The 11,737-nt window shown below is 35.7% G+C and carries 15 protein-coding genes; 11 read left to right on the top strand and 4 right to left on the bottom strand.

Annotated features, from left to right (window positions below; genetic code table 11):
* The 7 genes from WFK35_RS14910 to WFK35_RS14880 form a co-directional block, all read left to right on the top strand.
* Positions 1 to 655 (top strand): sensor histidine kinase (locus WFK35_RS14910; RefSeq protein WP_336733245.1); only part of this gene is annotated, 655 nt, incomplete at its 5' end.
* Between the two features lies 1 nt (position 656).
* Complete coding sequence (locus WFK35_RS14905) at positions 657 to 1,352, top strand: LytR/AlgR family response regulator transcription factor (RefSeq protein ID WP_336733243.1); 696 nt, start codon at positions 657 to 659, stop codon at positions 1,350 to 1,352.
* A 172-nt stretch (positions 1,353 to 1,524) separates the two neighbouring features.
* Positions 1,525 to 1,683 (top strand): hypothetical protein, encoded by a 159-nt coding sequence (locus tag WFK35_RS14900; protein WP_336733241.1) that lies wholly within the window; start codon positions 1,525 to 1,527, stop codon positions 1,681 to 1,683.
* A 62-nt stretch (positions 1,684 to 1,745) separates the two neighbouring features.
* Entirely contained in the window at positions 1,746 to 1,937 is a 192-nt protein-coding gene (locus WFK35_RS14895; RefSeq protein ID WP_214589030.1) for a hypothetical protein, read from the top strand.
* A gap of 220 nt (positions 1,938 to 2,157) precedes the next feature.
* Complete coding sequence (locus tag WFK35_RS14890; RefSeq protein WP_336733239.1) at positions 2,158 to 3,333, top strand: thioredoxin family protein; 1,176 nt, start codon at positions 2,158 to 2,160, stop codon at positions 3,331 to 3,333.
* 1 nt (position 3,334) lies between these two features.
* A complete protein-coding gene (locus tag WFK35_RS14885) occupies positions 3,335 to 3,973 on the top strand; it encodes a DUF3575 domain-containing protein (protein ID WP_336733237.1) in 639 nt (212 codons plus the stop codon).
* A gap of 4 nt (positions 3,974 to 3,977) precedes the next feature.
* Positions 3,978 to 4,184 (top strand): hypothetical protein, encoded by a 207-nt coding sequence (locus tag WFK35_RS14880; RefSeq protein WP_336733235.1) that lies wholly within the window; start codon positions 3,978 to 3,980, stop codon positions 4,182 to 4,184.
* A 79-nt stretch (positions 4,185 to 4,263) separates the two neighbouring features.
* On the opposite strand, the gene WFK35_RS14875 is transcribed toward WFK35_RS14880, so the two are convergent.
* The gene (locus WFK35_RS14875; RefSeq protein WP_336733234.1) at positions 4,264 to 5,475 is read right to left on the bottom strand and encodes an exo-beta-N-acetylmuramidase NamZ family protein; all 1,212 of its coding nucleotides are present in this window, start codon (positions 5,473 to 5,475) and stop codon (positions 4,264 to 4,266) included.
* Between the two features lie 4 nt (positions 5,476 to 5,479).
* On the opposite strand from WFK35_RS14875, the gene WFK35_RS14870 reads away from it, so the two are divergent.
* Both WFK35_RS14870 and WFK35_RS14865 read left to right on the top strand, forming a co-directional pair.
* Positions 5,480 to 6,709, top strand: a complete 1,230-nt coding sequence (locus tag WFK35_RS14870) for an ABC transporter permease (protein ID WP_235131401.1) — start codon at positions 5,480 to 5,482, stop codon at positions 6,707 to 6,709.
* Positions 6,710 to 7,193: 484 nt separating this feature from the next.
* The gene (locus WFK35_RS14865) at positions 7,194 to 8,177 is read left to right on the top strand and encodes a PLP-dependent cysteine synthase family protein (protein WP_076392256.1); all 984 of its coding nucleotides are present in this window, start codon (positions 7,194 to 7,196) and stop codon (positions 8,175 to 8,177) included.
* A gap of 57 nt (positions 8,178 to 8,234) precedes the next feature.
* Here WFK35_RS14865 and WFK35_RS14860 read toward each other — a convergent pair whose 3' ends face one another.
* From WFK35_RS14860 to WFK35_RS14850, 3 genes are all read right to left on the bottom strand, one after another.
* Positions 8,235 to 8,762 carry a hypothetical protein gene (locus tag WFK35_RS14860; protein WP_336733228.1) on the bottom strand — a complete coding sequence of 176 codons (528 nt, stop codon included), beginning with the start codon at positions 8,760 to 8,762 and terminating at the stop codon, positions 8,235 to 8,237.
* Between the two features lie 126 nt (positions 8,763 to 8,888).
* Positions 8,889 to 9,191 carry a chaperone modulator CbpM gene (locus WFK35_RS14855; protein WP_336733227.1) on the bottom strand — a complete coding sequence of 101 codons (303 nt, stop codon included), beginning with the start codon at positions 9,189 to 9,191 and terminating at the stop codon, positions 8,889 to 8,891.
* Between the two features lie 3 nt (positions 9,192 to 9,194).
* A complete protein-coding gene (locus tag WFK35_RS14850) occupies positions 9,195 to 10,115 on the bottom strand; it encodes a J domain-containing protein (protein WP_336733226.1) in 921 nt (306 codons plus the stop codon).
* Between the two features lie 94 nt (positions 10,116 to 10,209).
* Here WFK35_RS14850 and WFK35_RS14845 point away from each other — a divergent pair, with 94 nt between their 5' ends.
* On the top strand, positions 10,210 to 11,409 hold the full coding sequence (locus WFK35_RS14845) for a dicarboxylate/amino acid:cation symporter (RefSeq protein ID WP_336733225.1): 1,200 nt from the start codon (positions 10,210 to 10,212) through the stop codon (positions 11,407 to 11,409).
* An 86-nt stretch (positions 11,410 to 11,495) separates the two neighbouring features.
* On the top strand, positions 11,496 to 11,737 hold a 242-nt coding region (locus tag WFK35_RS14840), incomplete at its 3' end, for a hypothetical protein (RefSeq protein WP_336733224.1).

The raw sequence follows: 11,737 nt of genomic DNA, 5'->3' as shown, positions 1-11,737 counted from the left end.
TTTTGCCATCGCCATCATGTTGGGCTTTGAAAAATTTATTCAGCAAAATGAAACGCAAAAAAGATTAATCGAAATTTCGAAAGAAAAAACAGATGCAGAACTAAAACTGCTTAAGACCCAAATAAATACCCATTTTCTTTTCAATACACTTAATAATATTTACGGACTTTCGCTTAAAAAATCAGATGAAGCACCCCAAATTATTTTGAAACTGGCAAAAATAATGCGGTACAATATCTTTGATTCCGCCCAAAACAAAGTGTATCTCAATCAGGAAATAGAGAATATTCAGGATTTTATTGATATACAGAAAATAAGACACAAACTGGTTAAGGTAGAATTCAATGATTCAATCGACGATCAATTGCAGGAAATCTCTCCGTTAATTCTTCTGCAATTTGTTGAAAATGCCTTTAAACATGGTGCTTCGGAAAGCAGATTCAACTCTTTTATCACCATTAATCTTGAACTTAAAAATAAAGTTCTGGTTTATAGTATTGAAAATTCCAAAGAAGAAAATCCGGAAAAAGAAAGCACCAAGATTGGTTTAAAAAATATTAAAAGACAGCTGGATTTGTTATATCCCAAACACAGTCTGGAAATCAATGACAGCAACAACCTGTATTCGGTTACTTTGAAAATATTATTCGATTAAAATGATTCCTGAAATAAAATACAATTGTCTGATTATAGAAGATGAACCTATTGCCATGGAAATCATGGAGTATTTCATTTCTCAAAATAAAGACTTTCACATTGTCGGAAAATGTTGGGATGCAATTTATGCCAACAGTCTTCTTAAAATGCATCAAATAGATTTGATATTTCTGGATTTACATCTTCCTGCAATAAAAGGTTTTGAATTTTTAAAAAGACTCAAAAATCGTCCTCACGTTATTGTAACAACCGCCTTTCACCAATATGCACTGGAAGGATATGAGCTGAATATTGTAGATTATCTTTTAAAACCTATCTCTTACAGCAGATTTCAGGATTCAATAGAAAAATTTAAGCATCTGATGAACGCAGAAAAAGCTATCTTAGAAATAGAAGACCGGGATTTTATATTCGTCAATATTGCAAAACGAAAAATAAAAATTGTTCTTCAGGATGTTTTTTATATTGAAAGCATCAGAGAATACATTAAAATACACACAAAACAGGAAGTTTACACGGTAAAAATGCCCATCAGTAAATTTGAGAAAGATCTTGACAGAAATAATTTTATTAGAATTCATAAATCTTATATCGTTTCCAGATCCAAAATTGAAGTAATGTCTGCCAGCGAAATTACAGTTAATGGGAAAAAACTGCCGATCGGAAGAACTTACAGACCATTCATTAGCAATTAATTTTTCCCTTTTATCACGTTTAGAGGTTCATTATTTACTCTTTTATCATGCTAATAGTTATTGATATACGGTAAGCTGCTTTTTGTAGAAATAAAACACGCAGCAGCTGGAATAACTGTAATATTGACACAGAAAAACAATTAAATCTCTTAACTAAAATCTTAAAATTACTATGAAAAAGACAATTAAGAATCTGCGGCCTCTGAAGGCGAAAGAACTGAAAAAAATCCGTGGCGGAGCTACAAAAGGCCATGACAAATGCTGTTATAAAGGAGAAATTCCACCATATGATCCATTTTCAGGATGTGAAGCCTATTACATCTGTGACTAAAAGTAAAACAGCTTAATTAACTAAAATTTCTAAACAATAACAATCTTAAAAATTAACTTATTATGAAAAATTCAATTTTAAAACTAAAAAACGCAAAAAAATTATCCAGAAATGAGCAAATTTCAATATTAGGAGGAAGTTCTTCCTGTTATATAAGAACCTGTGAAATTACCAAAGAGCAATGTGACGATTTACAAGGGTTCTACAATAAAAAAGGTTGCTGCGGCTACGTTCCTTTAAGTCAGAATTGCTAAAACCAAAAGCAAACATGAGTAAAAGATTTTATCCTATCAACAAAAACTAATATACTGAGTAAACAAGATAAATTTTCATAAGATAAAATTAATCAGCTTTAAATTTAAAACGAGAGATTGTCGGAACATGGCAATCTCTTTTTTTATAATATAATTAGCATACTATTTTATCGATATACAGCCAAAATATACTATATTCGCCAACAAATTCTAATTGGAAATGAAGAAGATTATCTCCGGTTTATTGTTATTTTCCGCCATTACGGCATTTGCTCAGGAGGCCATTAAATTTGAAGATCTTCCCTTTAAAGATCTTATTGCAAAGGCAAAAAAAGAAAAAAAGATTGTCTTTCTGGATGCCTATGCTTCATGGTGCGGTCCATGCAAAATGATGGAAAGAAATGTTTTTACGCAGAAATCGGTAGGAGATTATTTCAATGCAAATTTTGTAAATGCAAGATTTGATATGGAAAAAGGTGAAGGAAGAGATATTGCTGTAAAATACGGAGTACGCTCCTATCCTACTTATCTTTTTCTGAATGGCGACGGAGAGCTTGTTTCCCAGAATTTCGGATATATGGAAGGAAGCATGTTTCTGACGATGGCGCAGGATGTAAATTCTCCTAACAATAAAAAAGGTTCGCTGAAGGAACGCTTTGCAAAAGGTGAAAAAGATCCAGAGTTCCTCATCAATATTATGAAACTGAACTCCTCTTCTGACTTTAATTTTGCAAAACAGGCATCTGAAAGGTATTTTGATAATAAAAAAGCGACTGAAGAATTTTCAAAAGATGACGTTGGATTGCTGCTGTATTTCTTAAAATCTACTGAAGACAAAAATTACAAAGTTTTTACGGACAGAAAAGCGGAAATCGTTAAGTTTTTGCCTGAAGAAACGTATAAAGAATTTGACAATCAGATCAAGCTTGGCAAAATTGTGGAGCAGTCTATCGATCAGCAGAATAAAAAAATCAATGAAGATTACTTCATGAAAAATGCGGAACCTCTTGTAGGAAAGCATGATGCGGAACTGAAACTCAACCAGACGAAACTCGGATATTACGAGCAAAATGCCAATTTTCCGGAATACGAGAAAGCAGCTTTAGCCTATTACAGAAATTCAGAAGCGTTTGAACCTAATGAATTATTAAAAGCAGCGTGGGTATTTGCTGAACATATAAAAACTCAATCATCCTTAAAAAAAGCGGCTGAATGGGCTGAGAAATCTGTAATGAGAGGCGAAAGTTCCGAAAACACTTATATTCTTGCAAAGCTCTATTTTCTAACCGGAAATAAAGAAATGGCAAAAACATATGCAGAAATGTCTAAAAATATGGCTGCTCAGGCTCAGAAGGATTCCACTTTAGCTGATGAGTTATTAAAACAAATAAAATAGAATGCTTAAAATAAAATTGATTGCAGGAGTTTTGACTGTGTTTTTTTTAGGAACACTCCATGCACAGGAACAGGAACCACAACAGACTTCTGAAAAAAGTGTATATCTGAAAGGAAATGCTTTACTAATACCCGTAGGAGTTATCAACCTCGGATTGGAACATCAGTTAAATAAAAAATTCACAGTACAGGGCGATGTTTTAATTTCACCATGGAAATCTTTTGCCGGACATGAATTGCAGTATTACTCCGTTTCGCTGGAAGGAAGATATTACTTTGATGAAGCTTTTAAACACTGGTATATCGGAGGAAATATTGCAGGTTCCCGCTTTATAGCACAAAAATGGAATTACTGGAGTGACAGTACTTTTGTTGATGAAAAAAACGGAAATGTCTATCAATATTCAGATGTTTACCAGAAAGGATATTCTGTAATACTGGGAATTACAGGAGGCTATCAGTTTAAACTTGCTGAAAACTGGAACATGGATATTTATGCAGGAATCGGAACTTCTCAGGACTTTTACAAAGGCTATGTCCGTACAACCGGCGCACGTTACGATGTAGCGGAAGGCTTTAACAAAAGCGGGGAAATTCTTCCTTACAGAGGCGGCGTTATGATTTCTTATAAACTAAAATAAAACAATGAAACTATTCGGTAAAAATCATATTATTATCTGCATCATCACTTTCGGGATTCTTTTTCTGATGAACTACCTTGGAAACGATCAGGCAGATAAGCTGGAAAGAGCTTTAATGATCGGTGCAGCAGGCGCTATCGGTCTGTCGATCGGGCTTGTCATCATGAACAAAGGAAAAAACGACAAAACTCCGCCGCAGGATTTTGATTAAAAAATTTCAATTGTCAATTGTCAATTTAGATTCACAAATAAAATGAATTCACTATTGACAATTGACAATTCATATTTCATCAGTTTTCGTAAACAACATATTTCTTTCTGATTTTCTCGAATTTTTCCAAATCCGACTTCCACGATGCTTTGATCTCCGAAGCTGATTTCCCGGCAACAATCTGTTTTCTCAAATCATCGGTTCCGGCTAAAGTATCAAACCACAAATTACTTCCTGTGGTTGGTTTCAGGAAAAAGTCCAAATCAGGATTTTTATAGTTTTTGTACGCTTTTATTACCCAGTCCAGATTCAGTTCTCTTAAATCTTTTCTATAATCTGAAAGATTTTCGCCGTAGCACAATTTTCCGTTTAAAAAAGGATCTTTTGCTCCTGCACTTGGCTTCGGAGTAAACTGATAAGGAAGATTTTTTGTCCATGGAGATCCGTAGATCTGGAACGGTAAATCTGTTCCTCTTCCCACGGAAACCTGCGTTCCTTCAGAAAAGCATAAACTCGGGTATAAATTGATGGCTTTATCGTTGGGTAAATTTGGAGACGGCTTATCTGAAATCTGATAGCGCAGCTTTTTATGATAGTTTTTCATCGGAATCAACGTATATTTTGCCTGAACTCCGTTTTTCAGCCATTTTTCTCCATTTACCATTTTTCCATACTCTCCTATTGTTAATCCGTATACAACCGGAACTTCATGCATCCCTACAAAACTTGTCCATTTTTTCTTTAAAACGGGACCGTCTGTGTAGCCGTCATGCGGATTTGGCCTGTCTAAAACAATCACTTCAATATTATTTTCAGCAGCAGCTTCCATAAGATAGGTCAGTGTTGAAATATAGGTATAAAACCTTACGCCAACATCCTGAATATCAAATACCAGAACATCCATCTCTTTGAGTTGTTCCGGAGTCGGCTTTTTGTTTTTACCATATAATGATACGATGGGAATTCCGGTTTTCACGTCTACTCCGTTCTTTACCTTTTCTCCTGCATCTGCATCGCCTCTGAAACCATGTTCAGGCGCGAAGATCGATCGGATTCTGATCCCGTTTTTTACTAAAAAATCCACAACGTGCGTTTTATCGCTCATCAGTCCGGTCTGATTGGTTACCACTCCTACAATTTTTCCTTTCAGCAAAGGCAGATACAGCTCCGGCTGATCTGCTCCCGTTCTAAAATCTTTTTTATCTTGAGTCTGAGAATAATATTGATTGAATACTCCTAAAAAAATTAGGCAAATAAGAAGTAAATTTTTAATTTTGAAATCTAAATTCATAAGTTTGAAATTTCCTTTATATTTCTCGAAAAAAATAGCGTTTTCCAAAGATAACAAAAATAACCTTTCGAGGGTTATCATCTTCATCGGCAGACTTTCTGTGGCATTGGGAATTATAGTTTCCCTCATTACAGTTTCCACAGGATTCGGTTCGAAGAAAGCCATTAAGGAAAGACTTGCAGATTTCAGCGGACACATTACGGTAAGATCAACGAGATCAAACTCTTCCTACAACACTTCTGTTCTTGATAATCAGGGACTGAATATCCAGAAAATAAAAGAGCTTCCGGATGTGGAAAGTGTGCAGAAATATGCTACAGTTACCGGAATCATGCGAAATGAGCACAATTTTGCCGGAATTATCTTCAAGGGAGTAGGAAAAGATTTCGACAGTCTTAGATTTAAAAAATTTCTGGTTGCCGGAACTTCTCCGAAAGTAACGGAAGTAGGCTATTATAACGGTGTTGCCATTTCCCAGAAAATAGCGAATGATCTTCATCTAAAAGTGAAAGACAGCATTGTAACAGTGTTTTCAAAAGCAGATCAAAAGCCTATCTACAGAAAATTTGAAGTGGTAGGAATCTATAAAACGGATATTAAAATGATCGATGATCAGTTTGTTCTGGGAGGAATTAATCATGTAAGAAAAATTCAGGATATGAAGCCTGATGAAATGGGCGGACTGGATATTTTCTTTAAAAATGTAAATGATATTGACCGTGATTTTCCTGAGATTGAAAAACTGATCGGTTATAAAAATTATGCCGAAAAAGCTACTGAAAAATATCCTCAGATTACGGACTGGATCAGTATTTTTGATACGAATATTGCTCTGATTATCATCATCATGTTAATCGTTGTGGTTATTAATATCATTATGGTTCTTCTGATTCTGATTATTGAAAGAACCAATTCTATCGGTCTTTTGAAAACTTTAGGAGCCAGCAATTCACAGATCAGGGCTACTTTTATCAATTATACTTTAATTATTATGATTCCGGGATTGCTGTACGGAAATGCGATTGGTCTCGGACTGCTTTTTATTCAGAAAGTTTTTGGAGTGATTACCTTAAATCCGGAAAATTATTACGTAAGTACAGTTCCGGTAGATCTTAATCCGATTGCCATTATTTCAATTTCTGCCGGAATTCTGATTATTTCAGGACTGGCTTTAATAATTCCGAGTTATCTGATCAGTAAGATTTCTCCGGTGAAGGCGATTAAGTATAATTAATAAAGTGAATGGTGAATTTTACTGCGTAAGTGAATGGTGAATTTTTTTAACACTGAATTTTTGTAAAGCCATAACATTGACTCTTTGATGATTCTCAATTGACTTATAATCACACTTTTCAGACCACCCCGTCAAAAATTTCTCTGAAATTTTCGCCACCCCTCCAAAGGAGTGGAATTTTATTTGTATGTAATCCCTGTTTGAAATCCTGAATTCATAGCCCCGATAGAAACGACATCCTTTTTTGTTGCGGCTGGAGTGAAGCGGAAGCCGTAACAAAAAAGATACAGTGGATAGCGGGAAACAGCTCCTTATTGAGTTAGGAGAGTATGAGAGTGGAGTATAGGAAAGTTTGAAAATGAGAGAGTTTGCGGGTAAGAGAGTGTATGTTTTGGGGTTGAAATTGGGAAAACAGTATTAATTATTCATTTTTAATTATTAATTATCTGAAAGCCGTATCTTTGCAACGCTTTAAAAGACATTTATGAAATACGCAAACAACATCCTCGAAACCATCGGAAATACACCTCTTGTAAAACTTAATAAAGTTTTGGGTGAAGATTTTCCGGCACTGGTTTTGGCAAAGGTGGAAACTTTCAATCCGGGGAACTCTGTGAAGGATAGAATGGCTCTGAAAATGATTGAAGATGCTGAAAAAGATGGAAGATTAAAACCCGGAGGAACGATTATCGAAGGAACATCCGGAAATACAGGAATGGGACTGGCTCTTGCCGCGATCATCAAAGGATACAAATGTATTTTTGTAACCAACTCTAAACAGTCTAAAGAAAAATGCGATATTCTTCGTGCTGTAGGAGCAGAAGTTATTGTCTGTCCGACAGATGTAAAACCTACCGATCCGCGTTCTTACTATTCTGTTTCCAAAAGACTGGCTAAAGAAACGGAAAACGGATGGTATGTAAACCAATACGACAATTTATCCAACAGAGCCGCTCATTACGAGTCTACGGCGCCGGAAATCTGGGAACAGACAGAAGGAAAATTAACGCACTTCGTTGTAGGAGCAGGAACAGGAGGTACGATTACAGGCTGCGGAACATTTTTTAAGGAGAAAAATTCTGACATTAAGGTAATCGGAGTAGATACCTACGGATCGATCTTAAAAGAGATCCACGAAACGGGAGAAATCAACTTAGGAAATGCTTACACGTACATTACGGAGGGAATTGGCGAAGATATTCTTCCTGAAAACTACGATATGTCGGTAATCGATCATTTTGAAAAAGTAACGGATAAGGACGGAGCGGTGTATGCAAGAAAACTGGCTAAAGAAGAGGGGATTTTCTGCGGATATTCTGCGGGAAGTGCAATTTCTGCTTTGGTACAGATGAAAGATCAGTTTACGAAAGACGATGTGATTGTGGTTCTTCTTCACGATCATGGTTCAAGATACGTCGGAAAAATTTACAACGACGACTGGATGAAGGAAATGGGCTGGCTGGATTAATCAGCTTTTCATGATAAAATAAAACTCAGAGCAAAGCACTCTGAGTTTTTTGTTGTTTTATTCTGAAATATTTTTCTTTAAAACCTGCTTCAGAAAGCTGTATTCCTTTTCGCTCATTGATTTTCTGGGAAACATATAGCTGTATTTTCCTTCAACGGTAATGAATTCATTATTGCTGTCAAAATACGTAAAATCTTTCCACTCGCTGGTTTCTTTTTCGCCATCGATATTTACGGTAAAGAAATTTTCATCAAACCGGATTTCGTAGATTTTACAGTTTTCAAGCTTATTCAGGTAATTATGTACCTGCTTTTTCCATCTCGAAACTTTGTTGATGCTTACCGAAAGAAAAACCGCACACAGCAAAAACAAAAAACTTACAAAATATAAAATTCCCGCTTTTTCTTTGGTAAAATCATTTCTGAAAACAAAAACGATCAGTAAAATAACGGCAACTACAATCGTTGTAATCGTTTTTCCTCTGGTTGTTGATGAAAAAAATAAACTTCCCTGATTTCCGCTGAAATATATTTCTTCGAAGTCTTTCTTTTTAGGTTTTAAAACAATAACTTTTTCTTCATTCATAAACAGTAATTTCTGATGCAAAGCTAAATGAAAAATTTAATTGATTGATGATTGATCTCTTGTTTTTTCACAACTCCAATCATCAATCATCAATCATCAATCATGACACCTCAGCTATCAACTAAATTACCCATCCTCATATTTATCTCCAACCGCCGAAAGTTTATTCATCAGTTTACGGTTCCTCTGTCTGAGATCTTCCATTTTTTTCAGCATTTCATGGATTACTTCCAAACCCGGAAGATTGATTTCCAGATCATAATGCCAGTTGGTAAATCTTTCAAACATGGGCAAATCTTCATACATCAGATAACGGATTTCATTTTCTGTGTGAATAGTAAGCAATCCTGAGTTCACCAATTCATCAAAAAAAGTAATTTCTACGTTATATATTTTTACGAGTTCTTCCCGCGATATTCTTTCACTCATGGCTTAGGAATTTTTAAGTTGTTCAAAAAGTTCTTTCTGCTTTTCAGTTAAATTTGTCGGTAATTTCACTTCATAGGTCACAAAAAGATCACCAAATTCTCCCTCCTTCTTGTACACCGGAAAGCCTTTTCCTTTTAGTCTCACCGTTGTTCCGTTCTGGGTTTCAGGTTTTACTTTCAGATTTACACTTCCGTTCAGCGTGTTTACTTTTACATCACCGCCTAAAACTGCGGTGTACAGATCAATTGAAACTTTAGATTTCAGATCATTGCCGGTTCTTTCAAAATTCGGATCAGGAGTGATATTGAAAGTAATGTATAAATCTCCATTTGGACCGCCATTGAAACCGGGATTTCCGTGACCTTTTAATTTAATCTGCTGACCGTCATAAATTCCCGCCGGAATGGTAATTCTTACTTTTTTGCCATTGATATCAAAAGTCTGAGGATGTGTTGTTGCGGCATCTTTCAAGGTTAAAGTTAATTCTGCCTGAATATCCTGTCCTTTAAATTTTCCCGACGCACTTCCTCTTGAATTCCTTCCGAAACCTCCTCCTGCTCCGCCAAACATACTCTGGAAAAAATCTGAAAAATCTTCCCCATCACCAAAATCCGCTTCCGAAAATCCTCCTCCGAAGTTTCCTCCCTGATTTTGATATTGTCTTTGCTGCTGTTGCCGGGCTTTTTCATATTCTTCGCCATGCTTCCAGTGTTCTCCGTATTTATCGTACTTTGCACGGTTTTCGGGATTGCTCAGAACTTCATTGGCTTCATTAAGCTCTTTGAATTTTTTTTCGGCTTCCTTGTCATCAGGATTGAGGTCAGGATGTAATTTTCTTGCGAGTTTCCGATATGCCTTTTTGATATCTTCCTGCGTTGCGTTTTTGTCTACGCCTAAAATTTTATAGTAATCTATATAAGCCATAGAAACGATGTTTACTCAAATTTAAGGATTTTGTGACTGAATTTTATATAACGGAATGTTAAAAATTAAGCTATCTTTGGTTAAAAAGCAACGCATGAAAGAAGTGTTGAAAAACTATTCGGGAATTTTACTTTTACTTTTGGGAATCATTGTCGGAAGCATCATCGGAATTGTTGCTCCCGATATTGTTGATTATATAAAACCTTTGGGAGATATCTTCCTGAACCTGCTGTTTGTAAGTGTTGTTCCGCTGGTTTTCTTTGCCGTTTCCAATTCTATTGCTTCACTGGAGCAACAGTCTAAGTTCGGAAAGATAATGGTAACCATGGCTTTTACCTTTCTGTTCTTTATTTTAACTGCGGCAATTTTTACGATTTGTGCCGTTTATCTTTTCCCCGTTTCCGGAGTTTCAGGAAGCTCGGAAATCGTGGAGGAAGCCACGAGTAATGACAGTTGGGGAAACAGAATCGTAGGATTTTTTACGGTAGGAGAATTTACACAGCTTTTTTCAAGACAAAATATGCTGGCTCTTTTAATTTTTGCTTTCATGACGGGATTTTCAGCCAGAAAAGCGGGAGAAAAAGGACAGGCTTTCCGCTCATTTATCGCTTCGGGCTATGAAGTGATGAAGGAACTGCTTCTATTGATTATGAAAGTTGCCCCGATTGGTTTGGGCGCTTATTTTGCGTATCAGGTTGCCACGCTGGGACCTCAGCTTTTCGGATTTTATGCGAAACCTTTAGGATTGTATTATATTGCAGGAGTGGTCTATTTTCTGGTCTTCTTTTCACTCTATGCGTTTATGGCAAAAGGACAGAACGGGGTTAAAAGTTTCTGGACGAATGCTATTTTCCCCACTTTAACCGCTTTGAGCACCTGCAGCAGCTTCGCCACGATGCCTGCCAATTTACTCGCAGCTTCAAAAATCGGAATTCCAAGCCAGATTTCAAATATTGTAATCCCGATTGGAACAACTTTGCATAAAAACGGTTCTTCGATGTCGTCGATCATTAAGATTTATGTGGCATTCTTAATCATCGGAAGGGATTTTTTTGATCCTATGAATCTTCTTTTAGCTTTAGGAATTACTGTTTTTGTAAGCATTGTTGCGGGAGGAATTCCGAACGGAGGATATATCGGAGAAATGCTGATGATTTCGGTATACAAATTACCGCAAGAAGCAATTCCGGCAGTAATGATTATCGGAACTCTGGTTGATCCTTTGGCAACGGTTTTAAATGCGGTCGGACAATTGGTAGCTTCTATGTTTGTGAATAGGTTTGTGAAGGTTTGATTTTTTTATCTGAACACAAATTGCACGAATGTTTTTTCACGAATTGCACAAATGTTTTCTAAATAATTTTATATATTGATTTCTGTATGAATTCTTTTTACAAAAGTATCGGGCTATATGATGAATTAATCTTTGAAACTACAATGGATAAAGCTGAATTCATATATATATTAAAAAAGCTTATTTATCATAGTAATTTTAGTTTTTTTGAAAATTCAGAATATTTAATTCCAAAAAGATATGAATATAAAGGATATTTGAATAAAAACGAATTTTTGATTATGAGAAGAAGACATCTTTTTGATATGAGTTCTCCAAATCCTTATAT

This window comes from Chryseobacterium sp. VD8, from assembly GCF_037149975.1.
Classification (GTDB): Bacteria; Bacteroidota; Bacteroidia; order Flavobacteriales; family Weeksellaceae; genus Chryseobacterium; species Chryseobacterium indicum.
Note: the sequence above shows the minus strand (reverse complement) of the source record. Positions and strands in the feature narration are given on the sequence as shown.